The 26,756-nt window shown below is 65.1% G+C and carries 27 protein-coding genes and 1 tRNA gene; 15 read left to right on the forward strand and 13 right to left on the reverse strand.

Going from position 1 to position 26,756, the window contains the following annotated elements; translation table 11 throughout:
• Position 1 precedes the first annotated feature (1 nt).
• Genes QM701_RS22455 through QM701_RS22475 form a run of 5 tightly spaced genes read right to left on the reverse strand, consistent with a single transcriptional unit; the run spans position 2 to position 4,816 of the window.
• The gene (locus tag QM701_RS22455) at positions 2 to 457 is read right to left on the reverse strand and encodes a DUF2829 domain-containing protein (protein WP_415169215.1); all 456 of its coding nucleotides are present in this window, start codon (positions 455 to 457) and stop codon (positions 2 to 4) included.
• Positions 454 to 1,401, reverse strand: a complete 948-nt coding sequence (locus tag QM701_RS22460) for a hypothetical protein (protein ID WP_415169216.1) — start codon at positions 1,399 to 1,401, stop codon at positions 454 to 456. Before QM701_RS22460 ends, QM701_RS22455 begins: the two co-directional genes overlap by 4 nt.
• Positions 1,401 to 1,691, reverse strand: coding sequence for a hypothetical protein (locus tag QM701_RS22465; protein ID WP_415169217.1), 291 nt, complete (start codon positions 1,689 to 1,691; stop codon positions 1,401 to 1,403). Before QM701_RS22465 ends, QM701_RS22460 begins: the two co-directional genes overlap by 1 nt.
• Complete coding sequence (locus QM701_RS22470; RefSeq protein WP_415169218.1) at positions 1,688 to 4,309, reverse strand: hypothetical protein; 2,622 nt, start codon at positions 4,307 to 4,309, stop codon at positions 1,688 to 1,690. The genes QM701_RS22465 and QM701_RS22470 overlap by 4 nt, the downstream gene beginning before the upstream one ends.
• A gap of 27 nt (positions 4,310 to 4,336) precedes the next feature.
• Complete coding sequence (locus QM701_RS22475; RefSeq protein ID WP_415169219.1) at positions 4,337 to 4,816, reverse strand: hypothetical protein; 480 nt, start codon at positions 4,814 to 4,816, stop codon at positions 4,337 to 4,339.
• 569 nt (positions 4,817 to 5,385) lie between these two features.
• Between QM701_RS22475 and QM701_RS22480 the strand changes: the two genes are divergently transcribed.
• Together QM701_RS22480 and QM701_RS22485 are read left to right on the forward strand one after the other, a co-directional pair.
• Positions 5,386 to 5,850 (forward strand): DUF1870 family protein, encoded by a 465-nt coding sequence (locus tag QM701_RS22480; protein WP_415169220.1) that lies wholly within the window; start codon positions 5,386 to 5,388, stop codon positions 5,848 to 5,850.
• Between the two features lie 49 nt (positions 5,851 to 5,899).
• A complete protein-coding gene (locus QM701_RS22485) occupies positions 5,900 to 6,145 on the forward strand; it encodes a transcriptional regulator (protein ID WP_415169221.1) in 246 nt (81 codons plus the stop codon).
• 31 nt (positions 6,146 to 6,176) lie between these two features.
• Here QM701_RS22485 and QM701_RS22490 read toward each other — a convergent pair whose 3' ends face one another.
• From QM701_RS22490 to QM701_RS22500, 3 genes are all read right to left on the reverse strand, one after another.
• The gene (locus QM701_RS22490) at positions 6,177 to 6,869 is read right to left on the reverse strand and encodes a DUF599 domain-containing protein (protein ID WP_415169222.1); all 693 of its coding nucleotides are present in this window, start codon (positions 6,867 to 6,869) and stop codon (positions 6,177 to 6,179) included.
• 41 nt (positions 6,870 to 6,910) lie between these two features.
• Positions 6,911 to 7,681: a class II glutamine amidotransferase gene (locus QM701_RS22495; protein ID WP_415169223.1), complete on the reverse strand. Its 771-nt coding sequence runs from the start codon at positions 7,679 to 7,681 to the stop codon at positions 6,911 to 6,913.
• A 125-nt stretch (positions 7,682 to 7,806) separates the two neighbouring features.
• Positions 7,807 to 9,009, reverse strand: a complete 1,203-nt coding sequence (locus QM701_RS22500) for an aromatic amino acid transaminase (protein ID WP_415169224.1) — start codon at positions 9,007 to 9,009, stop codon at positions 7,807 to 7,809.
• A 109-nt stretch (positions 9,010 to 9,118) separates the two neighbouring features.
• Here QM701_RS22500 and uvrB point away from each other — a divergent pair, with 109 nt between their 5' ends.
• Positions 9,119 to 11,215, forward strand: coding sequence for an excinuclease ABC subunit UvrB (gene uvrB / locus QM701_RS22505; protein WP_415169451.1), 2,097 nt, complete (start codon positions 9,119 to 9,121; stop codon positions 11,213 to 11,215).
• 51 nt (positions 11,216 to 11,266) lie between these two features.
• Here uvrB and QM701_RS22510 read toward each other — a convergent pair whose 3' ends face one another.
• Positions 11,267 to 13,984: an Rne/Rng family ribonuclease gene (locus tag QM701_RS22510; protein ID WP_415169225.1), complete on the reverse strand. Its 2,718-nt coding sequence runs from the start codon at positions 13,982 to 13,984 to the stop codon at positions 11,267 to 11,269.
• Between the two features lie 405 nt (positions 13,985 to 14,389).
• Between QM701_RS22510 and QM701_RS22515 the strand changes: the two genes are divergently transcribed.
• From QM701_RS22515 to QM701_RS22525, 3 genes are all read left to right on the forward strand, one after another.
• Positions 14,390 to 15,373, forward strand: a complete 984-nt coding sequence (locus tag QM701_RS22515; RefSeq protein ID WP_415169226.1) for an RluA family pseudouridine synthase — start codon at positions 14,390 to 14,392, stop codon at positions 15,371 to 15,373.
• Positions 15,357 to 16,013, forward strand: a complete 657-nt coding sequence (locus QM701_RS22520; RefSeq protein ID WP_415169227.1) for an HAD family hydrolase — start codon at positions 15,357 to 15,359, stop codon at positions 16,011 to 16,013. The genes QM701_RS22515 and QM701_RS22520 overlap by 17 nt, the downstream gene beginning before the upstream one ends.
• Before the next feature lie 121 nt (positions 16,014 to 16,134).
• Positions 16,135 to 17,088, forward strand: coding sequence for a S49 family peptidase (locus QM701_RS22525; RefSeq protein ID WP_415169228.1), 954 nt, complete (start codon positions 16,135 to 16,137; stop codon positions 17,086 to 17,088).
• A gap of 45 nt (positions 17,089 to 17,133) precedes the next feature.
• On the opposite strand, the gene QM701_RS22530 is transcribed toward QM701_RS22525, so the two are convergent.
• Positions 17,134 to 17,415, reverse strand: a complete 282-nt coding sequence (locus tag QM701_RS22530; RefSeq protein ID WP_415169229.1) for a hypothetical protein — start codon at positions 17,413 to 17,415, stop codon at positions 17,134 to 17,136.
• 65 nt (positions 17,416 to 17,480) lie between these two features.
• Positions 17,481 to 18,116: an MlaC/ttg2D family ABC transporter substrate-binding protein gene (locus tag QM701_RS22535; RefSeq protein ID WP_415169230.1), complete on the reverse strand. Its 636-nt coding sequence runs from the start codon at positions 18,114 to 18,116 to the stop codon at positions 17,481 to 17,483.
• 224 nt (positions 18,117 to 18,340) lie between these two features.
• Here QM701_RS22535 and QM701_RS22540 point away from each other — a divergent pair, with 224 nt between their 5' ends.
• Positions 18,341 to 18,976, forward strand: coding sequence for a response regulator (locus QM701_RS22540; protein WP_415169231.1), 636 nt, complete (start codon positions 18,341 to 18,343; stop codon positions 18,974 to 18,976).
• A 9-nt stretch (positions 18,977 to 18,985) separates the two neighbouring features.
• Positions 18,986 to 19,381, forward strand: coding sequence for a response regulator transcription factor (locus tag QM701_RS22545; protein ID WP_415169232.1), 396 nt, complete (start codon positions 18,986 to 18,988; stop codon positions 19,379 to 19,381).
• A gap of 70 nt (positions 19,382 to 19,451) precedes the next feature.
• Here the strand turns inward: QM701_RS22545 and QM701_RS22550 are convergent, their stop codons facing one another.
• Positions 19,452 to 20,849, reverse strand: a complete 1,398-nt coding sequence (locus tag QM701_RS22550; protein ID WP_415169233.1) for a CHASE3 domain-containing protein — start codon at positions 20,847 to 20,849, stop codon at positions 19,452 to 19,454.
• Positions 20,850 to 21,025: 176 nt separating this feature from the next.
• Between QM701_RS22550 and QM701_RS22555 the strand changes: the two genes are divergently transcribed.
• Positions 21,026 to 21,307: an EF-hand domain-containing protein gene (locus tag QM701_RS22555; protein WP_415169234.1), complete on the forward strand. Its 282-nt coding sequence runs from the start codon at positions 21,026 to 21,028 to the stop codon at positions 21,305 to 21,307.
• A 78-nt stretch (positions 21,308 to 21,385) separates the two neighbouring features.
• On the opposite strand, the gene QM701_RS22560 is transcribed toward QM701_RS22555, so the two are convergent.
• Positions 21,386 to 21,462, reverse strand: a tRNA-Arg gene (locus QM701_RS22560).
• A gap of 272 nt (positions 21,463 to 21,734) precedes the next feature.
• Here QM701_RS22560 and hfq point away from each other — a divergent pair.
• The 6 genes from hfq (at position 21,735) to QM701_RS22590 (ending at position 26,752) form a co-directional block, all read left to right on the forward strand.
• The gene (gene hfq / locus QM701_RS22565) at positions 21,735 to 21,974 is read left to right on the forward strand and encodes an RNA chaperone Hfq (protein WP_415169235.1); all 240 of its coding nucleotides are present in this window, start codon (positions 21,735 to 21,737) and stop codon (positions 21,972 to 21,974) included.
• 105 nt (positions 21,975 to 22,079) lie between these two features.
• Complete coding sequence (hflX, locus tag QM701_RS22570) at positions 22,080 to 23,246, forward strand: GTPase HflX (protein WP_415169236.1); 1,167 nt, start codon at positions 22,080 to 22,082, stop codon at positions 23,244 to 23,246.
• 20 nt (positions 23,247 to 23,266) lie between these two features.
• Positions 23,267 to 24,529 carry an FtsH protease activity modulator HflK gene (gene hflK / locus QM701_RS22575; RefSeq protein WP_415169237.1) on the forward strand — a complete coding sequence of 421 codons (1,263 nt, stop codon included), beginning with the start codon at positions 23,267 to 23,269 and terminating at the stop codon, positions 24,527 to 24,529.
• On the forward strand, positions 24,529 to 25,419 hold the full coding sequence (gene hflC, locus QM701_RS22580) for a protease modulator HflC (protein ID WP_415169238.1): 891 nt from the start codon (positions 24,529 to 24,531) through the stop codon (positions 25,417 to 25,419). Before hflK ends, hflC begins: the two co-directional genes overlap by 1 nt.
• A complete protein-coding gene (locus tag QM701_RS22585) occupies positions 25,416 to 25,601 on the forward strand; it encodes a DUF2065 domain-containing protein (protein WP_415169239.1) in 186 nt (61 codons plus the stop codon). The genes hflC and QM701_RS22585 overlap by 4 nt, the downstream gene beginning before the upstream one ends.
• A complete protein-coding gene (locus QM701_RS22590) occupies positions 25,598 to 26,752 on the forward strand; it encodes an ATP phosphoribosyltransferase regulatory subunit (protein ID WP_415169240.1) in 1,155 nt (384 codons plus the stop codon). The genes QM701_RS22585 and QM701_RS22590 overlap by 4 nt, the downstream gene beginning before the upstream one ends.
• The last annotated feature ends 4 nt before the right edge of the window (positions 26,753 to 26,756 follow it).

Here is a 26,756-nt window from a genome sequence, read left to right on the forward strand (position 1 = left end):
GCTACGGGACAACCATCCAGTCTTCGGACAGCATGTCCGTCTGAGAGGCTAGCCACGGCACGAATTTGTCGTCCGCCGTCTTCATGCCAATCCACGGCAAGGTATCAACGTCGTCGGGCAATGAAAGAACCATCGCCGTCGGTGCTTGTGGCGGGCGATTGCTGTGCGGAACAACCAACTGAAGCCACATGCCCTTGCCGTTCCATCCGGCTCGGCAGACCTTTTTCCCGGCCTTGAGCGCATCGAGCGCCATTCCGAAATCCATGTCGATATCGGCCTGCAGCACATGTTCAAACATTTGCTTGGCCTGTTCTGCCGTCAGTAAATTCGTGCCGACTGGCCACCCGCCGGGCTGTCCGGATAGCTTTGTTGGCTTGAACGAAATTCCAGCGTCCGGTGCGAAGTCCTTTGGTAGATCCCAGCCAAGGAAGCGGTTAACGAGATTCTTAACGTTCATGAGTTCCCTCCGTTCTGTTGCTGATACTCAATAAGGATCGGATCGGCCTTCCGGTTCTCTCTGGCCTTTTCCATCATGCTGCGCAAGGCGTCGAGCGAGGCGGCCTGCTGCTTCGAAAAATCGGAAAGCGCCTGACGGGCGTCATCCTGCGTCTGCAGGCGGCCCATTTCCTGTTCCTCTTCCTTGATGACCTTGGCGGTCATGCCCATGTCGGCGAGCGACAGGCTGTTGCGCGAGAGCAGCTCGCCGAGCGGCTTGAATAGCGGATGCGCCTCGATTTCGGTCAGCACGCGCCGCTCGCCGTTCTCGTCGATGTACTCGGCGATGATGACTCGACCCGTTTCCTTGTCGGTGTACCACTGCGGGCAGGTGATCTTGACGCCGTCGGCGATGATGGTCTGCAGGATCTGCTGCAGCACGGCCATGATGGCGCCCTGCAGGTCGGCGTAGATGCCCTTGAGGTGCTTCGGGTCGCCCGACTCGAACGCGGCGTGGTGCTGCATGAACAACTGCGTCTGTCTGGCGCACGCCGGCTGGTCGGCGCACCAGTCGCGGTCGATGTCGCAGGCCTTGCAGAAGGCGTAGCCGTCCGGCTTGGCCGGGAAATACGTCGCCGTGCGCGCGGCCAGGCCATGTTTCATGGCGTTGAAGCGGGTGCGCCGTGCTTCCTCCGGCGTCGGGTGACCTTCGAGGTTCTTGGCCGTGGCAGCCAGGCCTTCGGGGGTCTTCGGCCCGGTGGCGGACGTCCAGGCCTTGAGCAGCGCCTTTTCCCAGTAGGCTTGCCCGGCGCGCGCGTCGCACACCGGGCAAGCGGCGTAATAGTCCCAGGGATGATGCTCGCGCTCCGGCGCGTCGACGACCTCGGCCGGGCGCGCGTTGAAGACGTGCCGGCACACGCCGCAGCGGAACGTGACGTCGTCCATCGGCTGCGAGCGGCGCGCCATCAGGCCTCCACGATGATGCGGAAGGTACGCTTCGGGGCCAGCTCTTCGGCCTGGATCGTGTTGCCGATCACGTAGGTGCCGGGGCTGTTCGCCGTGATGGTGACCGAGGTCGAGATATCGTCATGGCCATCGGAAACCTTGGTCAGCCCGGACGGCACCTCCCACGTGCTCGACTGGATCGCACGGCCGGCAAGCCAGTCGCGCCAGAAAAACCCGTAGTTGACTGTCGTACCGGCCTTCACCTCGATGTAGTAGCCGTCCTGGTCGCACACAAATCCATCGCCGATCATTGGATCCTCACTCGTCGATTTTCGAAGGGGACGACGACTAGGCGCGAGCGGGGCGGGCGGACGAACTGCTGGTTTCCTGATCCGAACGCAGAACCCCCTGATCCGCTGCCGTGGCCAGTGCCCGTGCCGCCGCTGGCTACCGCATCTGCGGTACCGCCGATGGCATCGCCGCCGGACCCTGATCCATACCCAGTCCCCATGCCGCCGGACGCAACGCCGTTGATCTGTCCGGCCGCGGCGCCGCCTGATCCCGATCCGTGGCCGGTGCCCGTGCCGCCGGACGCCGTGGCCGAGCCGCCAGCCGCCCCAGCGGCGTCTCCTCCGCTGCCACTGCCGCTTCCGGTTCCAGCGCCACCCGATGCCGTGCCACTGATCTGCCCGTCCGCCCCTCCGCCGAATCCCGACCCGTGGCCGGTCCCGACGCCGCCCGATGCCGTGACCGAGCCGTCCCCCATAACCGTCGCATCACCACCGCTACCGCTGCCGACGCCGATTCCGGTGCCGCCGCTGGCCACGGCGCCGAATACCCCGGATTGGAGCAGGGAATACAGTGTCCTGACGATCCCGGAACCCTGCGTGACGATCGCAGCGTCAGACATGGGGGCGAGATCGCCGCACTCGTGCGTGAGGCCCAGCCGCGCGCCGAGGCTTTTGAAATAAAGGTTGAGGTTGCCGCCGACCGACACCCCTTCATTAACAATCGTCTGGCCGCTCAGCGACTGCAGCGTCGTACGGAACAACTCCTGCACGGCATCGCCGCTATCCACGTAGACCGACCAGGTGTTGGCGAACGTGCCGTGAAAATCTATCGTCCAATCGGGAACTATCCCTGCCCGGTCGGTAGTGAACGAGACCTTGGGTTTGTTGACGATTTCCAGACCCGAACCGGATTCGGAGAAATGCCGATTGGCATCATCAGCCCCCGACGTCCCTTGCGTCCACGATCCACGCCATCCGCCCCCGGCACGGCCGGGGGCATTGATGCAGAGGTAGATCAGGATTCGCCATTCGCTCCGGAGGGCGATGGCCGCCTCCGACGCCCCGCAGAGGTAGTCGAGCACGGCTTGCAGCACATAATTGGCGTAGTCCTCGCCGGCGTGCACCGCGCTGGTGAATACGGCAACACGCTTTGCCCCACCCGACAATGGCGTCAGCGAAGTATCGTTTATCTGCGCGGCGTAGAACGGCGTAATGGGTACAGCAGCCCCGAGGCTGTCGGTCTGCGCGGAGAATTCGTCGGCGATGAAGGCCTGGGCGGCGTAGTCCGCGACGGCGCTGCTTGGGGTATAGGCCAAGGCCGATGGCGCCGGGACGAAGAAATCAGGGTACGCGGCCGCACGGGCGGCGATCCAGTCGCCAATGAGATGTACCGAGGCCTGCCGGCTCCGTGAGATGCGGACCTTGTTTTGCGTGAACGCCGCGGAGTGGCGGAACTGTACCCACTGATTCGCAGAGTCGAGCGTGACGGCGGTGTCGAAGTAGTTCCACGTCGCGCCGTCGTCGTAGGAGTACATGGGGCGCCGAGACGCCGTCCAGGGGTAGGCATGCATTCCCCCGGCGCCGCTCTTGTAGTCGAGGAATCGGAATGTCGGGCGCAGGCCGTTGACCCCGACGACATCGACGCTCGGCTCGAGCCAGCGCGTCTCCGACGAGACGACTTCGCTTTCCTGGACCTTGGGCTTGATGGCGATGATGGCTGAATCGCCTGATCCCGAGACGCTGGAGCCGGTCAGATTGACGCTCGATCGCTCATATGCGGCGGAGAGCGTGATCGTCGATCCGACGGCATCACCGCCGGAGCCGCTGCCGACTCCAGCACCGGTACCGCCGTCCGCCGTCGCATCTCCGGAAACTGTCTCGCCGGTCGCCGAGCCGCCCGAACCTGACCCCGCGCCGGCGCCTGTGCCGCCGCTCGCCGTAGCATCCGTCGCCAAAGTCCCCAACGCCGTGTTGGTCGGGGTGCTGCCGGTCACGCGCGTCGACCGATCGGCATACGTCAGCGCATTGGTCGAGTAGTCCTGGTCGTTCGCAAAACAGAATACCAGTCCCGAGGCCACGGAAAGCGGTCCATTGGCGCGAACGGTCGCGCGGTCCGAGTCTGATAGCACGCGGTTCCACACCGCTACGTACGCGGTATCGCCAATGATTCCGCGCCCGAGGCCCGGGCGGTTGAGAACATAGACCGGATTCGCGGTGTCGCTGCTGATCGAACCGGAGCCGTCCACCGCTGAACTCGGTGTATCCGCCGCGCCGGCGTCGATGTAGATCTTGATCTGCGCAGCGAGCAGAGAGCCATTACCGGTCGCAGTCGCCTGGACATGACACCACGACGTGGTTGGAACCGCGGCCGTGCCAACAACGGAGGGGTTGATCGATCCGGCGACGGAATAGGGTGAGAACGCGATCTGCCGGGCGCTATTCAGCGCGAGGCGGAGGCCGACCCCCGCCGAATCGCACTTCCCGAAGATGTAGTTCGTCGCGCCTTGAGCCCCGGCCTTGATGTACGCAATGACCGTACATCCGCTGGGGGTGTTGGCGAGATTGGCGAGAGCAGCCTGGGTGCCGAAATTGACATACCGGCCGGTTGCACCCGCCTCGGTGCTGGTGATTTCAGCCACGGTCGGAGCCCTGTGGGGCTGTACCGATCAGAAATTGGTGTATTCGATCGTGATCGGATTGACTGTGAAGGTACCGCCCGAGCTGGAAACGTCGGCGCCGAAATCGGAGAACACGATCAGCGGATCAGCACTGGCCGTGCCCGTCAACTTATAACAGTACAACTGCCGCGCGGTGATCGTCGTCGAGCCGGTCCAGATGATCTGCGGGATACCGATGACCAGCTTGTGGTTCGTCGTGTCGTTGGTCACCGTGGGCGTCACTACTTGGCCGCCGGCGGTATAGCCGGTACCGGTGATTTCGGTGACGTCGCTGCGTTTGCTGTGCGTCGCCCGGTTGTAAACGTAGCTCGATGGCGCCAGGGCACACTTGATCGTGTCGGTGCCGAATACGATTTGGCCGAGGACGGAGTTGTAAAGGAAGCTGTCGGGGACATGGATTGTGGCGGCGTTGGCCAACCCGATCAGTCCAGCAATCAGGCCGAAGAGTGCGACACGCAGGTATTTCATGAGACCTCCAGATTTCATTCCACATTCAAACTGACACGCCGATCAAAATGACCGTACGTGTCTGATCGTCATGGGTGAGATGCTGGGGGGGCTTTGCTAACAGGCAATTGCGCATTTCGATGTTGTATTCCCCGTGCTCCGGGAATTGATCCCGATGCGCCACGAGATAATCGATAACGCTGTTCAGCGAGAACAGATCAGGGATAACAACAGACGACACACCACCCTCCGACGCACTTTCCCACGTCGGCGAGTGTTATCTGGAGGTCTAGACAGAAACAGGCAGAGGTTTGTCGCTCAAGCGGCTAAGCAGAAGCGTTTAGGCATGAATAATGTTATACTTGCGGTTCTTAGCAAGCCTCGGTCGGGGAGCCAAAGTGACACGAGGGGTTGCACTCGCTGCAGCCCCTTTTTCTTTTCTCGTTTTTGATAGTTCCTGTCAAAAATGTGTCTCCCCGGTGTTGATCCCCGGATCATATCCGATCGCAGGACCAATCTGATCGTCCGGCATCATCGCCCGGGCGCGATCATAGGGCAATGTTGCCCGGATAGCACGTGAAATCAACATCATGACCCCGACCACGCTGCAAGCCCTTCGCCGTCTCCTGTTTTTCTCCCATGGAGAAGCCGCACGCTGGGTCGCGGCGCCGGCCGTCACCGAACGGCAGTGGCAGGCGTGGGAGGACGGTTCCGAGCCGCTGCCGGAAGCCGTCGCGCAGCGCATGCGGGAACTGGTCGAATGGCGGTCGACCGCGCTGGCGGCGACGGCCGACAACATCCGCGGGCAGATCCGGGAAAAGGGCGGCGTGCCGGAGGCCATCATCATCCTGTGGTACGAGCGGGAAGAAGACTGGGCGTCCCTGCCGCACCGCGAACCGGTCATGTGGCGCATCCAGCAGTCGGTCTGCGCGGGGCTGCTGGGCATGTTCCACACCATCGTGCCGGTGCCCTTCGACGCCGCCGCCTATTCCCGCTGGCTGGACGGCAGGGAGGATGCGGAACCGCTGCGCGCCGAATGGGCGTCAACGCGCTGATCCCCGGCATTTTTGCAGAGTGCAATTCGCTCAACCGAAAGGAGACAAGATGACATCGACCGTCGTCCTTCAGCATCTGAAGAAACACGGGCAACTGCTCGACAGCGAAATTTCGGCCATGACCAAGATTCCGCTCGAAGAAATCCGCCAGGCCATCGAGGATTTGTCCCGCCGCGGCGAAATCTCCCTGTGCTCGGTCACCCGCTACAAGAACGGCACTCCGGTCGAAGGGCTGCAATGCCGCATCTCGGGGTACTACCCGCCGGCCGCGCCGGGAAGAAAACCGGCCCATTGAGCGGGGCGGGGAGCCGGCATCTCCGGCTCCTTCAGACGTCGGTCAGCGCCTTGAGGACGGGCGAGGAAAACTCCCGCCGCGCCAGCACGAAGACGATGACCAGCGTGGAGCAGATGAACAGCCACGGCGAAACCATCCACGACATGACCGCCATCCCGAAGTAATAGGCGCGCAGCCCGCGGTTGAAATCGTTGCCGGCGCACGTATTGACGGCGGCGAATTTCCGGGCGTGCCTGTCGAGGTCCTCCTCCGCCTCCTGCGGAACCGAACCCAGGGTGATCGACAGCAGGTTGAACTGGCGCAGGGACCAGGTGAACTTGAAGTAGGCCACGACGAAGACGCCGATGAGGATGAGCAGCTTGATTTCGGTGGCCTCCTTCGACATCGCCCGCGAGAACGGTAGTTCGGACGCCATGGCCATCAGTTGGTCGAGCGTTCCCAGGGCGGCGAACAGCGCGGCGATGATGTAGATCGACGTGTTGGCGTAGAACGACAGGCTCTGCAGCAGGTTGCCGATCAGCGCCACGTCAACGATGCGCTGGTTGCGGCCGAGCATGACCCGGCCCCAGGCCAGCCGCAGCTTGTGGGTCTCCTCGTGCAGCGTCCGGCGGCCGATCCAGCCGCGTTCGACGACCATTTCATAACCCAGCCAGCAGACCAGGAACCAGGATAGTCCGGCCCAGTCGAGCCAGGAGAATTTGGCAAGGTATTGTTCGAAGAACATGCGTCGGCCCGCTCCAGAAAATCGAAAAATGCCGCCGCCGGCTATCCGGCGCGGCGTTCGCCGTGGGAGAACATGACGACCCGGTCGACCGGCAATGGCGTCCATACTTCGTTGTCGGTCAGCGGCAAGGTGGCCACCAGCGCGACGCGGTCGTCGGGCGTCGTCACTTCGCTGAAATCGACCGAGACGTCCTCGTCCTTGAGATGGGCGACTGCGAACGGGGCCCGGCGGACGATGTAGTGCAGGTCCGTGGAGCGGTGGACGAACAGGCAGTCGCCGTTGGAGAGCATGAAATTGAACGGGCCGAAGCGCCGCGTCACCGCCGCGAAGTCGTCCAGCGCCTCGCGCAGGTCTTCCGGCGGCGGCGCGCCGTCCGGGAAGCGGCGCCTCAGGGTCTGCAGCAGATGGCAGAAGGCCCGCTCGCTGTCGGTCTGGCCGACCGGGACGCAACTGCCGTCGAGCGCCGGCGAGTAATCGACCAGGTTGCCGTTGTGCGCGAAGATCCAGTAGCGCCCCCACAATTCGCGGATGAAGGGATGCGTGTTCTCCAGCCCGACCGGGCCTTGCGTCGCCTTGCGGATATGCGCGATGACGTTGAGCGAGTGGATCGGATAGCGGCGTACGAGCTCGGCCACGGGCGACTGGCACGAGGGCTGCGGGTCGAGGAAGAGGCGCACGCCCTTGCCTTCGAAAAAGGCGATCCCCCAGCCGTCGCGGTGCACGTCCGTGCCGCCGCCCCGCGCCTGGAAGCCGGTGAAGGAGAAGCAAATGTCGGTGGGGACGTTGCAGTTCATCCCGAGAAGTTGGCACATCGCTTGAATTCCGCCTTGGTCGAACCGATCCGATTTTAGATCGCCCGCCACGTTGCTTCCAGAGGACGAGCCATGAAAAAAAGCGCCGGAACGTCCGGCGCTTTCGTGCAGCTTCCGCGCGGGCGCTACAGCACGGCGGCGATGGCCTCCGCCACGTAGTCGATGTTCCGGCTGTTCAGCGCGGCGATGCAGACCCGGCCGGTATTGACCGCGTACACGCCGAATTCGCTCTGCAGCCGGGCGACCTGTTCGGCGCTGAGGCCGGTGTAGGAGAACATGCCGCGCTGCTTGATGACGAACGAGAAATCCTGCGCGACGCCCTTGGCCTTGAGCTTCTCGACCAGGCTGCCGCGCATGGTCTTGATCCGCTCGCGCATGCCGACCAGTTCGGCTTCCCACATCCGGCGCAGTTCCGCGCTGGCCAGCACGGCCGCGACGACGGCGCCGCCGTGGGTCGGCGGGTTCGAGTAGTTGGAACGGATCAGGCGCTTGATCTGCGACAGCACGCGGGCCGATTCGTCCTTCGACGCGGTGACCACTGACAGGGCGCCGACGCGCTCGCCGTACAGCGAGAAGGACTTGGAATACGAGGTCGAGACGAAGAACTGCACGCCGGAGGCGACGAACAGGTTGAGCGCCAGCGCGTCCTCGGCGATGCCGTCGGCGAAGCCCTGGTAGGCCATGTCGATGAACGGCACCAGACCGCGCCCCTTGACCACCTCGATCACCTCATGCCATTGAGCTTCGCTCAGGTCGGCGCCGGTCGGGTTGTGGCAGCAGGCGTGCAGGACGACGATCGAACCGGCGGGCAGCGCGCCGAGGCGGGCGCTCATCGCCGCGAAATCGACGCCGCGCGTCGCCGCGTCGTAGTAGGGGTAGGTGTCGACCGGGAAGCCGGCGGTTTCGAAGATCGCCCGGTGGTTCTCCCAGCTCGGATCGCTGATGTAGACTGTGGCCTCCGGCAGCAGGCGCTTGAGATAGTCGGCGCCGACCTTGAGCGCGCCGGTGCCGCCCAGCGCCTGCGCGGTCACCACCTTGCCCTCGGCCAGCAACGGCGAATCCTGGCCGAACAGCATGGCCTGCACCGCCTTGTTGTACGCGGCGAGGCCGTCAATGGGCTGGTAGCCGCGGCTGGGCATGCTGGCCAGCCGCGCCTGCTCGGCCGCCTTCACGGCGTCGAGCAGCGGAATTTTCCCGGTATCGTCGAAATACACGCCGACGCCCAGGTTGACCTTGGTCGTCCGGGGGTCCGCATTGAACGATTCGGTCAACCCGAGGATCGGATCGCGTGGGGCCATTTCTACGGAGGAGAAAATCGATGAAGTCATGGAAAATCACTCGATGAAGTTGAAGGGAAAGCGGGGCGCTGAATCGGCGGTGGAATTTCAGCGGAGAGATTCGGGTTGGCGGACGGAAACGACGTAAAATTTTAGCATGATGAAAGCGACCCATCGTTCCAATCCTTCCGCAACTCATTCTGAAAACAGGGGATTCCAGGTCTTCGACGGTTCCCCGTTCCGGCTTTGCCTACCGTTCGAGCCGGCCGGCGACCAGCCGGAGGCCATCGGCCGGCTGATCGAGGGGCTGGACGACGGGCTGTCGTTCCAGACCCTGCTCGGTGTCACCGGCTCGGGCAAGACTTTCACCATGGCCAACGTCATCGCCCGCACCGGCCGGCCGGCGCTGGTGCTGGCGCCGAACAAGACGCTGGCGGCGCAGCTCTACGCCGAGTTCCGCGAGTTCCTGCCCGAGAACGCCGTCGAGTATTTCGTCTCGTACTACGATTACTACCAGCCCGAGGCCTACGTGCCGGCGCGCGACCTGTTCATCGAAAAGGACTCGGCGATCAACGAGCACATCGAGCAGATGCGCCTGTCGGCGACCAAGAGCCTGCTGGAGCGGCGCGACTGCGTGATCGTGGCGACCGTGTCGTGCATCTACGGCATCGGCGACCGCGACGAGTACCACAAGATGATCCTGACCATGCGCGTCGGCGACCGCATGGGGCAGCGCGACGTCATCAAGCGCCTCGCGGAAATGCAGTACGAGCGCAACGAGTTGGACTTCCACCGGGGCACCTTCCGCGTCCGGGGCGACGTCATCGACGTGTTTCCGGCCGAGCACGCCGAGCACGCGATCCGCATTTCGCTGTTCGACGACGAGATCGACGGACTGCAGCTGTTCGATCCGCTCACCGGGCACATGCAGTCGCGGCTGGCGCGCTTCACGGTGTTCCCGTCGTCGCACTACGTGACGCCGCGCGCCACCGTGCTGCGCGCCGTCGAGGCGATCAAGGACGAGCTCGGCCAGCGCATCGAGTATTTCAACCGCGAAGGGCGCCTCGTCGAGGCGCAGCGCATCGAGCAGCGGACGCGCTTCGACCTCGAGATGCTCGACCAGCTCGGCTTCTGCAAGGGGATCGAGAACTACTCGCGGCATCTGTCCGGGCGCAAGGCCGGCGAGCCGCCGCCGACGCTGCTCGATTACCTGCCGAACGACGCGCTGATGTTCATCGACGAGTCGCACGTGGCGATCCCGCAGATCGGCTCGATGTACAAGGGCGACCGCTCGCGCAAGGAGAATCTGGTCAACTACGGGTTCCGCCTGCCGTCGGCGCTGGACAACCGGCCGCTCAAGTTCGAGGAGTACGAGGCGTTCGCCCGGCAGACCATCTTCGTTTCGGCGACGCCGGCGGACTACGAGCGGACGCACCAAGGGCAGGTGGTCGAGCAGGTGGTGCGGCCAACCGGGCTGGTCAACCCGGCGATCATCGTGCGGCCGGCGATGACGCAGGTCGACGATCTGCTGTCGGAGATCCGCCTGCGCGGCGCGCGCAACGAGCGCGTGCTGGTGACCACGCTGACCAAGCGCATGTCGGAGGAACTGACCGACTTCCTCGGCGAGAACGGCGTCCGCGTGCGCTACCTGCACTCCGACATCGACACCGTCGAGCGGGTCGAGATCATCCGCGACCTGCGCCTCGGCGAGTTCGACGTGCTGGTCGGCATCAACCTGCTGCGCGAGGGGCTCGACATTCCGGAGGTCTCGCTGGTGGCCATCCTGGACGCCGACAAGGAAGGCTTCCTGCGTTCGGAGCGTTCGCTGATCCAGACCATCGGCCGCGCGGCCCGCCACCTCAACGGCACGGCCATCCTCTACGCCGACCAGGTGACCGACTCGATGCGGCGCGCCATGGCGGAAACCGAGCGGCGCCGCAACAAGCAGCTGCACTACAACGAAACGCACGGCATCACGCCGCGCGGCGTCTCCAAGCGCATCAAGGACATCATCGACGGCGTGTATGACGCCGAGACCTCGACGCGCGAACTCAAGGCCGCGCAGCAGCAGGCCAGCTATTCGGCCATGAGCGAGAAGCAGCTGACGCGCGAAATCAAGCGGCTGGAAAAGGAAATGGGCGAGTACGCCAGGAACCTGGAATTCGAGAAGGCCGCCACGGCGCGCGACGAGCTGTTCCGCCTCAAGGAACTCATGTTCGGCGCGGCCAAGCGGGACGAGGAGGCCGGCGAGGGCTGAAAAAAATCACGGGGCGCAGGCGCCCCGTGATCGAATGCGTCGAACCGGCGATCAGGGCTGCCGGGTTTCGACCATGACCAACGGCTCTTCCGCAGTGGCGGCTTGCGCGGCGCGGCGCCGGCGGGGACGCGGCGCGGGTTCTTCCACCGCTTCCGGCTGCCATTCCTGGACCTTTTCGCTGCGGGTCTCGATCATCACCAGGCCGCTGGTTTCCAGCGCATCGCCGAGATCGATGGCCTCCTGCGCGGGCGGCGGAACGGGTACGGTGGCGATCAGCGCCGGCGTTTCCTCGGCGGGCGCTTCCTCCTCGCCGGACGGCGCGGAAATCTCCGCCACTTGGCTCGCGGCGGCCGTTTCGTCCAGCGGAAGAACGGCGGCCTCGGCAGCGTCCTGCGTGGTTTCCACGGTCACGGGCGCCAGCTCGGCCACCGGCTCCTCGTTCGCCGCCAGCGGCATTTCCATCTGCGCACTGGCGGGCGTCGCGGCGCTGGCCGGCGCCGCGGGGATTTCCTCGGCCGGGACTGCCTCGGGCAAGGTAGCCGCCACGGTTTCGACCTCGGGCTGAACCGCGGTTTCCACGGCTGCCGGCGCGGCGGGCGCGGATTCGGCCAGTTCGGCGACGGCCGCTACCGCGACGGCGGTTTCGGCAACGGCGGTTTCTCCGCCGACCAGCTCGTTCTTCTCCGTACGCTCACGCCGGCCGCCGCGCCGACCGCGCCGGCGGGAAGCGCCGCCGTTGCCGTCTTCCCCGGCCTTCGCGCCTTCCGGCAGCGTCGGCAGCTCGGCCGCTTCGGCGGCCGCCACCGGCATCGGTTGTTCCTTCTCCTTGCGTTCCGGACGCGGCTCGCCCCGCTGGCGGCGCGGCTCGCGGGTCTTCTGCGCTTCCTCGCGCTTTTCGGCAGGCGCGGGCCTGGGCTCGCGGGCTTCCTTCGGCTCGCGCGGCGGACGCGCTTCGCGCGTGTCGCGGTCCTCGTCGCGGCGGCCGTTGCGCGGGCCGCGGCGGCCGTCCCGCTGGCTGGTGCTGCGCGGTTTCCGTTCCGGCTTGGCTTCCGGCACCGGCTCCTCGGCGCCGCGGAACCAGGACATGATCCGGGACAGGAAGCCGCCGGTGCTCTTCTCCGGTTCCTTCGTCGTTTTTTCGGGAACGATCGGCGCCGGCTGGTCGGGGGTGATGCCCTTGATCGCCGCTTCCTGGCGCGGCGCCTTGGCTTCGCCGTTGCCGGCGGCCTGCCCGTCGTTTTCCTCGGCGGGCGCGTCGACCATCTTGTACGACGGCTGCTGCAGGTCTTCCTGGTTGAGCTCGTCATGGCGCAGGCGGACGATGCTGTGCTGCGGCGTTTCCAGGTGAATGTTCGGGATCAGCAGGACATTCACCTTGTGGCGCAGTTCGATGGCCTGCACGTCCGCGCGCTTTTCGTTGAGCAGGAAGGTGGCGACGTCGACCGGCACTTGTGTATGCACGGCGGCCGTGTTGTCCTTCATCGCTTCCTCTTCGAGGATGCGCAGGATGTGCAGCGCGGCGGACTCGGCGCTGCGGATGTGGCCGGTGCCGGAGCAGCGCGGGCACGGGATGTAGCTGGTTTCGGCGAGCGCCGGGCGCAGGCGCTGGCGCGACAGCTCCATCAGGCCGAAGCGGCTGATCTTGCCGGTCTGCACGCGGGCGCGGTCGAGCTTCAGCCCGTCGCGCAGGCGGTTCTCGACTTCGCGCTGGTTGCGCTGGTTCTCCATGTCGATGAAGTCGATGATGATCAGGCCGCCGAGGTCGCGCAGGCGCAGCTGGCGGGTGATTTCCTCGGCCGCTTCCAGGTTGGTCTTGAACGCCGTTTCCTCGATGTCGGCGCCGCGCGTGGCGCGGCCGGAGTTGACGTCGATGGACACCAGCGCCTCGGTGTGGTCGATGACGATGGCGCCGCCCGACGGCAGGGTGACCTGCCGGGAATACGCCGATTCGATCTGGTGCTCGATCTGGAAGCGCGAGAACAGCGGCACGTCGTCGCGGTAGCGCTTGATGCGGTTGACCGTCGTCGGCATGACGTGCGACATGAACTGGCGCGCCTGTTCGAAGATGTCGTCCGTGTCGATGAGGATCTCGCCGATGTCCGGCTGGAAGTAGTCGCGGATCGCGCGGATGACCAGGCTGCCTTCCTGGTAGATGAGGAACGCGCCTTTCTGCTGGCTGGCCGCGCCGTCGATCGCCTTCCACAACTGCAGCAGGTAGTTGAGGTCCCACTGCAGCTCCTCGGCGTTGCGGCCGATCGCCGCGGTGCGCGCGATCAGGCTCATGCCCGACGGAACCTGCAACTGATCCATGACTTCGCGCAGCTCGGCGCGCTCGTCGCCCTCGACTCGGCGGGAGACGCCGCCGCCGCGCGGATTGTTGGGCATCAGCACGAGGTAGCGGCCGGCCAGGCTGATGAAGGTGGTCAAGGCCGCGCCCTTGTTGCCGCGCTCGTCCTTGTCGACCTGGACGATCAGCTCCTGCCCTTCGCGCAAGGCTTCCTTGATGGTCGCGCGGCTGGCTTCGACGCCCGGCTGGAAATACGCACGGGAAATCTCCTTGAACGGGAGAAAGCCGTGCCGCTCGGCGCCGTAGTCCACGAAGGCGGCTTCGAGGCTGGGCTCGATGCGGGTGATTACCGCCTTGTAGATGTTGCTTTTCTTCTGTTCCTTGGCGGCCGATTCAATGTCGAGGTCGATCAGTTTCTGACCATCGACAATGGCGACACGGAGTTCTTCGGCCTGTGTCGCATTGAACAACATTCGCTTCATTTTGGGGCTCCCGCGTGCGCATGACCGTAGGGAGCGCCTTGTGCAGGCAGCGATGGCTTGGTAGTTGTTGTCGGGAGTGGTTCGAGTCTTTCCTGAAAGGCAACTAATTGGGTCGATTCGCTGGGTTCATTCTTTTGAGCGCCTGAAAAAATCCAGGCGCCGGGAATCTGCTTGGGGCGATCCGCACGTGCTGGACGCACGCAAATCAAGTAGTATCGCTACTTTTGGTGAGCGTACTTAACCAGGCGATTTGCGCGGATCGACCCCGCACAGGTTGGTGCGGGAGAAGCTTCTGAAGCCTGCCGGAACGCAGGCCGCTACCGGATGGGTGCGGCGCCGCTTGAAGGTCTTACGGGTCAGCGCCTCTTTCAACCCGAGACGCAAATCGCAATCAGTATATTCAAAATGGCCGAACTAAGCAAAGACAACGTCACACAGGCCATCATCACCCCGGAAGACGAAGGCCAGCGCCTGGACAACTATCTGCTGCGCGTCTGCAAGGGCGTGCCCAAGAGCCACGTGTACCGGATCATCCGTTCCGGCGAGGTCCGCCTGAACGGCAGGCGCGTCGCCGCCTCGGACCGCGTGCGGACGGGCGACGCCCTGCGCATTCCGCCGATCCGGGTGGCCCGAAAACAGGAGGAGATTGCCGCCGGCGCGGAAATCAAGGCCGACCTGCCGATCGTGTATGAGGACGAGGCGATGCTGGTGGTCGACAAGCCCGCCGGACTCGCCGTGCACGGCGGCAGCGGGGTGAGCTTCGGGGTGATCGAGGCGCTGCGGCGGCAACGTCCGCAGGCCCGCTTCCTGGAGCTGGCGCATCGCCTGGACCGGGAGACGTCGGGCCTGCTGCTGGTCGGGAAGAAGCGTTCGGCGCTGACCGTCCTGCACGACATGTTCCGGGAAGGCGGGCAGGGGCGGGGCGCCGACAAGCGCTATCTGCTGCTGGTGCTGGGGCGGTGGATGGACCCGGTGCGCAACGTCCGGCTGCCGCTCCACAAGTATCTGCTGGAGTCCGGCGAGCGCCGCGTGCGCGTGGCGTCCGACGGCAAGCCGTCGCACACCATCTTCCGCCTAGTGGCGCGCTGGGAACGTTTCAGCCTGCTCGAAGCCGAATTGTGCACCGGGCGGACGCACCAGATCCGGGTGCATTGCGCGCATCTCGGCTTCCCGATCGCCGGCGACGAGAAATACGGGGATTTCACCTTGAACCGGACGCTGCCGAGGGAAGGCTTGAAGCGGATGTTCCTGCATGCGTGGAAAATGAGGCTGCCCCATCCGGCGAGCGGAGAGGTCATGGCATTGGAGGCGCCGCTTCCCGAGGCGCTGGCGGGTTTTCTGCACAAACTGTCAACGAAAGAAACGCAGGACTATGGGCAAGAGCTTTGAGTTGCTGGTCTTCGACTGGGACGGCACCCTGTTCGATTCCACGGGCAGCATCGTGCGGGCGCTGCAGGCCGCCTGCCGCGACCTCGAACTGCCGGAACCGTCCGCGACGCAGGCCAGCCACGTAATCGGCCTGGAGCTGTCGCTGGCCTTGCGCCACATCGCCCCCGATCTGCCCGGCGAACGTCTGCCGTCGCTCGTTTCCCGCTACCGGGAGCATTATCTGGCGGTCGACCGGGACATCCGCCTGTTCGCCGGCATCCACGAGCTGATCGAGGCGCTGCATGCGTCCGGCTGCCAGCTGGCGGTGGCGACAGGCAAAACCCGGAAAGGCCTCGATCGGGCGTTCGCCAACTCCGGGCTGGGCCCTTACTTCACCGCGTCGCGCTGCGCCGACGAATGTTTTTCCAAGCCGCATCCGCAGATGCTCCAGGAATTGATGGACGAATTCGCGGTGCCGGGCGAACGGACGCTGATGATCGGCGACACCACGCATGATATGCAGATGGCGGTCAACGCCGGCGTCGCCGGGCTGGCGGTGACGTACGGCGCGCATACGCGCGCCGAGCTGACCCGGCTGAAGCCGCTGGCCTGCGTGGACGACGTCGATCAACTCGCTCTGTGGCTGAAACGGAACGTCTGAGCCGGAACCGGGTCGAATCGCCTACCTTGTGCTCGGCGTTCGGCACGGGCTTGATCTATACTCCCTGCCTGCCCGGAAATTACATTGGCGTGCTCCGCCGATATTTTGATTGAGTCGAAACGTGGATACACCGGAAAAAGAACCGCATTGGGAACGGCAACTGCTCGAGAAGATCGCCCTGGAATCCCTGAAGGAAACCCGGGCCAAACGCCGCTGGGGCATTTTTTTCAAGCTCGCCGGGCTGGCGTACCTGGTCGCGGTGCTGGTTCTGGTCGTCGATTGGGACGGCTCGGAAAAACTGGCCGACGGCAAGCACACGGCGCTGGTCAACGTGCGCGGCACCATCGACGCGACCGGCGACGCCAGCGCGGAGAAGATCAACGGGGCGCTGCAGTCCGCCTTCGAGGACAAGGGCACCGCGGGCATCATCCTGCGCATCAACAGTCCGGGCGGCAGTCCGGTCCAGGCCGGCATCGTGTATGACGAGATCCAGCGGCTGCGCAAGAACCATCCGGACATCCACCTGTACGCCGTGGTCGAGGACATGTGCGCCTCCGGCGGCTACTACATCGCCTCGGCGGCGGACAAGATTTTCGTGGACAAGGCCAGCATCGTCGGTTCCATCGGGGTGCTGATGGAAGGATTCGGCTTCACGGGCGCGATGCAGCATCTCGGCATCGAGCGCCGCCTGCTCACGGCCGGCGAAAACAAGGGCTTCCTCGATCCCTTCTCGCCGCAGGACGCCAAGCAGAAGGAGCATGCCCAGACGCTCCTGGAGGAAATCCACGGCCAGTTCATCGACGTGGTGCGCAAGGGGCGCGGCGATCGCCTGAAGGAAACCCCCGAGATGTTCTCGGGCCTGATGTGGACCGGCTCGCAAAGCGTGAAGCTCGGCCTGGCCGACGATTTCGGAACGGTCGATTCCGTCGCCCGGGACGTGATCAAGGTCGAGAACGTCCTCGACTACTCGGTCAAGGAAAACATCGCCGAGCGTTTCGCCAAGCGCCTGGGCGCGGACGTCAGCCAGAGCCTGGTGCTGCGGCTGTTCAACATCGACCGGACCGCCCTGCGCTGAGCATCGCCCGGCGGTCGGCCATCCGTCCGCCGGGGCGCATCCTCGTCATTCGTTTTTCGTCGGCTCGCTCGCCGGAGCGGCGGGCTGGGCTTCGCCTGCCGGCGGCGCGGGCTGCGCGGCCGGCGCGGATTCGGTGGCCGGCGGCGAAGGCGGGATGCCGGCGGCCGGCGGCGCGCTTTCCATGGTCCTGTTGGGATCGACCGGCGCCGCGGCCTGGCTTTCCGGCGCGGGGGCGGCCGAGCTCGACATCGGTTCCTCGCCGCGGTTGCAGGCGGCCATCAGGAACGGCAGAAGAAGGGTGGCGAGAAGATAGGACTTGGTCTTCATGGGAGGCTCCTTTCGAGATGGCGGGGCACGGCTCCGTGCGGCGTTCCATGCCCCTGTGCCGCTTTTCAGGCGGCGGGAGAAGCCGTCTGGAGACGGCGGTTCTTTTCCTGCAGGCTCTTCAGCAGTCCGTCGAGCCCGCCGCTTTCCATGGCGCTGGCGAAGGTGCTGCGGTAGTTGGTCACCAGGCTGACGTTGGCGACGGACACGTCGAACACCTTCCATCCGTCATCGCTCCGGCTCAGGCTGTAGTCGAGCGGGATCGGCTGCGAACCCGGCTTGTTGATCTGGCTGCGTACCGTGATTTCGTCGCCGGTGGCCCGGTCGGCCGGCTTGAAGCTCACGCTCTGATCGCGGTAGGCGGTCAGCGCCGTGGCGTAGGTGCGCACCAGCAGGGTGCGGAATTCGCTCGTCAGCGCCTGGCGCTGGCCTTCGTCGGCCTGCTGCCAGGCCTTGCCGACCGCGAGACGGGTCATGTGCGTGAAGTCGAAGTGGGGCGCCACCTTGTTCTCGATCAGGGCGATGGCCCGCTGGCGGTTGCCCGACTGGATGTCCTTGTCCTGGCGCAGGATGCTCAGCACTTCCTCGGTGACGTTCTTGACCAGCGCCTCGGGGGCTTCGGTCTCGGCCGGAGCGGTGCCGGGCACCAGGAAAAAGACGGGCAGCAGCCAGACCAGGTATTTGCGGAAACAGTCTCGAATCATGGCGTTCTCCTCGAGTACGCATGCCTTGGTTTGCCGAAAGGGTTGAGCCCATTGTCGGCCGGCGCCCGGCCGGAAACTGTCGGACGCGGCCGATTCGCTTGTAGGAGAACTCTTGCAGGCTCCTGAACTCGGGACTCCGCCAGGAGGTCGAACCGGCATCGCCGCGCGCCGTGGACGGCCTTTCCCTGCCGGCTGGTCTGCGGTTCAATTCCATAGGGCGTGCCATGCTCCGAGTCGCCATCGTCGATGACCACGAAATCGTCCGCGCGGGATTCCGCGAAATCCTCGCCGGCGAGGTGGGCGTCACCGTCGCCTTCGAGGCGGCTTCCGGCGAAGAAGCCCTCGCCAGCCTGCGCGCGATGGAGTGCGACGTGCTGCTGCTCGATCTCGCGCTGCCGGGACAGAGCGGAGTTGACGTCCTGCGCAGCGTGCGCCAGCGCCACCCTGATCTGCGGGTCCTGGTGCTGACCGGCTATCCCGAGGAGCGCTACGCGCTGGCCATGCTGCGCAACGGCGCCGACGGCTACCTGTGCAAGGAGTGCGGCCGGGACGAGCTGCTGCACGCCGTGCGCACGGTCGCGCAGGGGCGGCGCTACCTGTCGTCGCACATGGCCGAGCTGCTGGCCGACGAGGTGGCCGGCAACGGCCCGGCGCTTCCCCATCAGCAGCTCTCCGAACGCGAACTGCAGGTTTTTCTCCGCCTGGCCCGCGGCGAGTCGGTCTCGGCGATTGGCGAGGCGCTCCATCTGAGCATCAAGACGGTGAGCACCTACCGTTCCCGCCTCCTGGAAAAACTGGGTGTGTCGAGCAACGCCGAACTCGCCGCGTATGCCCTGCGCAACGGTCTGATGGTCGAATGAGGCGCGCGCATGACGTCCGCCGCCACGAATCCGCCGCTGAAGGTGGTCCTCATCGAGGATTCGCACCTGCTGCAGGAGGCATTGGGCGCCTTGCTGGGGGATTTGGAGCGCGTCGAGGTGGTGGGCGGCGCGGCGGACGAACCGGGCGCCCTGGAACTGCTCCAGCGCCTGCGGCCCGATCTGGCCATCGTCGACCTGCAGCTGCGTGCGGGCAGCGGCCTCGGCGTGCTGCGGGCGCTCTCCAGCGAGCCGGATCGCTTCGGCCGTCCGCGCACCGTGGTGTTCTCCCACCACGACCATCTCGCGGTACGCGAGCTCTGTTTCATGCTCGGCGTCGAACGGTTCTTCGACAAGGCCACGCAGACCAACGATCTGCTCGCCTACGTGCGCCAGGCGACGCACTGACGACCATCGCATCCGCCGCGAAGGCGAGCGCCGGGCCGGCGTAATCCGGGTTACCGCCGGGCCGTACGGCCTACAGGATTTCCACCGTCCCGGCGGCGGCCGTCCGCGGCAGGCGCACGGCGATCCGGGTGCCGGCGCCGGGCCGGCTGGCGACGGTGAACCGTCCGGAACACATCTGCACGCGATGCTTCATTCCCGCCAGTCCGTGGTGCCCGCGCTGCATCGGTCCGGCCTGGAAGCCCTGGCCGTCGTCCTCGATTTCGAGCTCCAGCGCGTCCGCCGCGACGCGCAGCGCCAGTATCACCCGGCGCGCGCGGGCGTGCTTGCGGATGTTGGTCAGCGCCTCCTGGGCGATGCGGAAAAGGGCCAGCGCCGGCTCCGGGGCGACCTCCACGTCGTCGGCGGGCAGCTCCAGGCTGAGGCTTTCCCCGGCGTCATGGGCGAACTCCTCGGCCAGGGTGCGCAGCGCACTGACCAGCCCCAGCATTTCGAGCAGCGGCGGCCGCAGGTCGTCGATGATCCGCCGTTTCATGGCGATGCCGCCGTCGATGTGCCCCTGCAGGCGCGCCAGGCGCTCGCGGCACTGGTCGAAGTTGCCCGCGTTGAGCTGGCGGGCGATCGATTCCGTCTCCATCCGGGCGGCGGTCAGCAACGCCCCGAGTTCGTCGTGCAGTTCGCGCGCCAGCCGCGCCTTTTCCACTTCGCGGGCGTTGGTCAGGTAGCTCGCCAGGTCGGAGAGCTCGGCGGTGCGTTCCTGCACCAGCGCATCGAGGCGCTGGTTTTCGCTGTGCAGGAGATCGGCGATCTGCTCGCGCAATTTGAACTGCCGCTCGATCGCCAGAAACAGCACGGCCATCAGCGCCAGGGCACCGGCGGCCAGCGTGCCCACCACCCAGCGGGTGCGCTCGACATGGACGGTCGAGCGCTGGAACGAGAGTTCCCCTTCCGCCGCCAGTTGCGCCTTCAGGCCGAGGATGCGGTCGCGGATGCGATCGGTGTAGCGCTTGCCCTGGATGCGCGTCTCCTCGCCGGCGAAGCCGCGCTCGGCCGCCTGATCCAGGCTGCGCAGCTTGATCGCCACCAGCCCGGAAAGATCGGCCAGCGCGTCCTCGTTGTCGGGGTTGGCCTCGAGATCGCTGCGTATCGCTTCGAGCGTTCCGTTCGCCGTCGCCCGGCTTCTGGCATGTGGTTCCAGATGGGCGCGGTTGCCGGTCAGGAGATAGCCGCGCACGGCGTTTTCCGCGTCCATCAACTGAATCAGCAGGCTGTCCAGGTGTTCCACGCGCTCGGCCTGCCGCTGCAGCGCGCCGAGCGCGCGCAGACTGGCCGTCGCCTGCCAGTGGCTCGAGCCGAGCAGCAGCAGCACCAGGGCGCCACCGAGAGCGAGGAACAGGCGGTGCCGGTTGCGCGCGAAGCGTCCGCTGCGCAGGGCCGACGACGGCGGCGTGGGCGGGGCAGGTGCTGACATGGCGGTTCCTTTCCGGCGGGGAAGAGGGGCGTCCGGGGGAAACATGCAGGATTCGTCCTACCGGCGATTCAGCACGGTCCGACAGCCCTCATGCCGCCGGGTTCATACACTGGAATCGCCTCCCGGCGATTCGGCGCGGAGGTTTTTCCAAGAACCACCCCCAAGGAGATCGCACCATGAATCAGCACATGACCTGGCGCAAACTCACCCTTTCCATCCTGCTGCTCGGAGCCCTGCCGCTGGCCCAGGCGCAGGCTCCGGGCGGCGCCCCGCCGGCGCAGGATCAGATTCCGGCGCCGCTTTTCGAACAACTGGACGTGAATCGCGACGGCTATGTGACGCCGGAAGAAGCCAAACGCTCGGCCGAAGTCACGGCCCGCTTCAAGGAACTCGACGCCAACCGCGACGGCAGGGTCAGCATCGACGAGTTCAAGAAAGGCATGCAGGACAAGATGTAGGAAGCCGGCCGTCGCAGGGCTCCGAAAAGCAAAAAGGCCAATCAAAGATTGGCCTAAATGCTTGATTCGCAGGTAAATTGGCGCGCCCGGAGCGATTCGAACGCCCGACCCCTTGGTTCGTAGCCAAGTACTCTATCCAACTGAGCTACGGGCGCGCTGCAACCAACGAAGTGGCGCATTATATAGAGTGATGCGGCCGATCTCAAGATAAATTTGAAAATTCCGCAAACTATTTGATTGCCGGGCTGTCATTGTTCAGGTCGGCGTGTCGAACCCTTGACGGCCGGCGCATGCGGGATCGAATGATGGGCATGCATATCCCGATGGACTGGCCGGACGTCCGAATCGTGCGGTCCTGTCTGGCGAATCCTCGAAAAATCAATTAAGCTTGAACGTCGTACCAACAATTAGACATGGAGTATCGACCATGAGTAATAAAGGGCAACTTCTACAAGACCCCTTCCTGAACGTGCTGCGCCGTGAGCATGTTCCTGTTTCCATTTATCTTGTGAATGGAATCAAGCTGCAGGGCCAGGTCGAGTCCTTTGACCAGTATGTCGTTCTTTTGAAGAATACGGTCACCCAGATGGTATACAAACATGCCATTTCGACGGTCGTTCCCTCGCGGCCGATCAGTATCCAGCAGGACGCGAGTAGCGGAGATTGAGCGGTTCTCTGCGTAAACGGCTGCGGTTCGGTGCTTTCCGGGATGTCGCCCAAGGGTTGGATGCGGGGAGTTTTGACATCTTCATTTTTGGATTGAAACGCGCCGATGCTTGAGCGTCACCCCGGCGGTGAGCGTGCGGTAATAGTTCAACTCGATTTCGGCGAGAGTTCGCTCGCCGATCGGCGGGAGGAAGTGTGCCTGCTCGCCGAGTCGGCGGGCGCCTCGGTCTGCGCCACCGTCGAGGGGAAACGAAAATTTCCGGACAGCGCCACTTTCGCCGGCAAGGGCAAGGTGCAGGAGATCGGCGACGCGGTCACCCTGCACCAGGCCGACGTGGTCATCTTCAACCATGCGCTGAGCCCGGCCCAGGAACGGAACCTCGAGCAGGCGCTGCGCTGCCGGGTAATCGACCGGACGAGCCTGATTCTGGACATCTTCGCGCAGCGCGCCCAGAGTTCGGACGGGAAATTGCAGGTCGAGCTCGCGCAACTGGACCATCTGGCGACGCGCCTGGTCCGCGGCTGGACCCACCTGGAGCGCCAGAAAGGCGGGATCGGCTTGCGCGGCCCCGGCGAAACCCAGCTGGAGACCGACCGCCGGCTGCTCGGCAAGCGCGTCAAGGTCCTGCGCGAGCGCCTGCGCAAGCTGGAGCGCCAGAGAGGCGTGCAGCGCCGTTCGCGGCTGCGCAACGACGTGCTGACGGTGTCCCTGGTCGGCTACACCAATGCCGGGAAATCGACGCTGTTCAACGCGCTGACCCACGCGGACGCCTACGCCGCGAACCAGCTGTTCGCCACGCTCGACACGACCTCCCGCAAGCTCTGGGTGGGCGAGGCGGGGCACGTCGTGATTTCCGATACGGTGGGCTTCATCCGCGATCTGCCGCACGAACTGGTGGCCGCGTTCCACGCCACGCTGGAGGCGACGGCGCAGGCCGATCTCCTGTTGCACGTGGTGGATGCGGCCAGCCCGATCCGCGACGAGCAGATGCAGGAGGTGGAGAAGGTTCTCGAGGAGATCGGCGCGCGCGACGTGAGGCAGATCGTCGTGCTGAACAAGCTCGACCTGCTGGACCTGCCTCCGGCGGTCGAGCGGGACGAGTATGGTAATATTGCCCGGGTTCGGCTCAGCGCCAGACGTGGAGACGGTTTGGATCTGTTGCGGCAGGCGCTGGCCGAGGTTGCGTTAGAAAAACTACGTTACGGTGAGCGGCCGGAAGTGGCCGACGCGCCGGATATCCCTGACTCGATGGGATCAGGATCCCCGTTATGATTTCGACTATCGGAGTGCTTATGTCGCTAAATGATCCTCAGTGGGGGAACCGCGGCAACGATAACGGAGGCGGAAAACGGCCGAATCAGGGGCCGCCCGACCTCGAAGAGTTGTGGCGCGACCTGAACCAGAGGCTTTCCGGCATGTTCGGCAAGAAAGGTGGCGGGCGCGGCAACGGGGACAACAGCGGCGGCGGCCTGCCGCCCGTCGATTTCAACCCGAAGTTCCTGGGCGGCGGCATCGGCCTGCTGATCGCCGTCGTCATCCTGGTGTGGCTGGCCAGCGGCTTCTACATCGTCGACGCCTCGCAGCGCGGGCTCGTGCTCCAGTTCGGCCGGTACAAGGAGAGCACCGACTCGGGCTTGCGCTGGCGCCTGCCTTATCCGATCCAGTCGCATGAGTTGGTCAATATTTCCGGCGTGCGTACGCTCGAGGTCGGCTACCGGGGCAGCGAGAAGAACAAGGTGCTCAAGGAAGCGCTGATGCTGACCGACGACGAGAACATCATCAACATCCAGTTCGCGGTCCAGTACATTCTCAAGGACCCGGTCGATTACGTGTTCAACAACCGGGGGCCGGACGAATCGGTCATGCAGGCGGCGGAAACGGCGATCCGCGAGATCGTCGGCAAGAGCAAGATGGACTTCGTGCTCTACGAAGGGCGCGAGCAGATCGCCGTCAAGGCGGCCGAGCTCATGCAGGAGATTCTCGACCGCTACAAGACGGGCATCCTGATCTCCAAGGTGACGATGCAGAACGCGCAGCCGCCGGAACAGGTGCAGGCGGCCTTCGACGACGCGGTCAAGGCGGGGCAGGACCGCGAACGGCAGAAGAACGAAGGCCAGGCGTATGCCAACGACGTCATTCCCAAGGCCCGGGGTACGGCCGCGCGCCTGCTCCAGGAAGCGGACGGCTACCGGCAGCGGCTGATCGCCACCGCGGAGGGCGATGCCAACCGGTTCCGGCAGCTGAATGCGGAGTACGCGAAAGCGCCGGAAGTGACGCGCAATCGCCTCTATCTGGAAACGATGCAGCAGGTCTATACCAACACCACGAAGGTCATGATCGACGCCAAGGGGCAGGGGAATCTGCTCTACCTGCCGCTGGACAAGCTGATGCAGGCGGCGGGCGGGGTATTGCCGCAGACCGGCGCCGGCACGGACCCGGCGGCGTCGGCAAGATCGGGCGGCGCCGCGCCGGGCGATCTGCTGCCGCAAACCATGGACAGGGCCGATACGCGCTCGCGCGATGCCCTGCGTTCACGTGACCGGGAGGCGCGCTGATGAAAGCTCTGAACTTTGCTGCCGCGCTCGTGGCGGCGGTCATCGCCGTCCTGGCCACGTCGATTTTCACGGTCGATCAGCGCCAGCACGCCATCGTCTTCCAGCTGGGCGAAGTGCGCGAAGTCATCGCGAACCCCGGGCTGTATTTCAAATGGCCGCTGATCCAGAACGTGCGCTATTTCGACAAGCGCATCCTGACGCTCGACAGCGCCGAGCCGGAGCGCTTCATCACGTCGGAGAAGAAGAACGTGCTGGTCGACTCGTTCGTCAAGTGGCGGATCATCGATCCCCGGCTGTACTACATCTCCGTCGCGGGCGACGAAGCCCGCGCCAAGACGCGCCTGTCGCAGACCGTCAATGCCGGCCTGCGCGAAGAGTTCGGCAAGCGCACGGTGCATGACGTGGTTTCGGGCGAACGCGACAAGATCATGGAGCAGATGCGGCAGAAAGCCGATCTCGACGCGCGCAAGATCGGCGTGCAGATCATCGACGTGCGGGTCAAGCGCGTCGACCTGCCGGCGGAAGTGAGCGATTCGGTCTACCGGCGGATGGAAGCCGAGCGCAAGCGCGTGGCCAATGAGCTGCGTTCCGAAGGCGCCGCCGAGGCGGAAAAGATCCGCGCGGATGCCGACCGGCAGCGTGAAGTGGTCGTGGCGGAAGCGTATCGCGAAGCCCAGAAGGTCAAGGGCGAGGGCGACGCCAAGGCGGCGGCGACCTATGCGCAGGCGTTCAACCAGAACCCCGAGTTCTACGCCTTCTACCGCAGCCTGGAAGCCTACCGCGGCAGCTTCAAGGGCAAGTCGGACATTCTCGTGATCGAACCCAATTCGGACTTCTTCAAGTACATGAGGAGCATGGGGCACGGCAGCGACAAGTCCACCGGCAAATGACCGACACGCTGTTCGCCGCTTTCGCGCTGATGCTCGTTCTCGAAGGTGTGGTACCGTTCATCGCGCCGACGGTGTGGCGCGACACGTTTCGCCGCCTGATTCAATTCACCGACGGGCAGATCCGCTTCGTCGGCCTGGCCTCGATGCTGGCCGGAATAATTCTCTTGACGATTTTTCAATGAACTGGCTTTTACCCGAGCACATCGCCGATGCGCTGCCCCATGAGACGGCCCGGATCGAGCGGCTGAGGAGAACGATCCTCGACATGTTCTGCGCGCATGGCTACGAACACGTCATGCCGCCGATGCTGGAGTATCTCGATTCGCTGCTCACCGGCGCTGGCGGCGATCTCAAGCTGAGGACGTTCAAGCTGGTCGACCAACTGTCGGGGCGGACGCTCGGGCTGCGCGCTGACATGACGCCGCAGGTGGCGCGGATCGACGCCCATCTGCTCAACCGACAGGGCGTGACCCGCCTGTGCTATTGCGACAGCGTCCTGCACACCTTGCCGGCCTCGCTCGCCGCGAGCCGCGAGCCGATCCAGCTCGGCGCGGAGCTTTACGGCTATTCCGGCATCGAGGCCGACATCGAAGTGATCCGCCTGATGGACCGGGCGCTCAGGACGGCCGGCACGCCGGCGTCGCGGATCGACATCAGCCATGCCGGCGTCTTCCGGGCGCTGGCCAGGGCGGCGCATCTGGATGAAGACGCCGAGCTGAAGATCCTGCTGCTGTTGCAATCCAAGGACATCCCCGGCCTGCGCGAGTGCTGCGCCGCTGTCGAAGAGCCTTACCGGTCAGCACTCTTGAGCCTGCCGGAACTCTACGGCGGCATCGATCTGCTGGACGGCGCGCGCGCGCAGCTGCCGGCGCTGCCGGAAATCCTCTCGGCGCTGGAAACCTTGAAGGTGCTGCAGCAGGCGCTGCCGGATCTGCCGTTGTCGTTCGATCTCGCCGACCTGCGCGGCTACAATTATCACAACGGCGTCGTCTTTTCCGCCTACTTCCCCGGCCTGCCGGGCGCGATCGCGCAAGGCGGCCGCTACGACGGCGTGGGCAAGGCGTTCGGCCGCGCCCGGCCGGCCACCGGCTTTTCGATGGACCTGCGCGCGATCGCCCGCCTGACCGAAGGCGAGAAACCGGCCGGCGCCATCCTGGCGCCGCATGCCGCCAAGGACGAGGCGCTGGCGATGCGCATCGCCGCCTTGCGGGCCGCGGGCAACGTCGTGGTCGAACTGCTGCCGGACGAGACGCGGGTCGAAGGGCCGCTGTGCGACAGGCGGCTGGCGCTGGAGAACGGACATTGGATCATTCAGGCAATCAACGGGGATTGAAGCA

This window comes from Propionivibrio sp. (assembly GCF_047602565.1).
Lineage (GTDB): Bacteria > Pseudomonadota > Gammaproteobacteria > Burkholderiales > Rhodocyclaceae > Propionivibrio.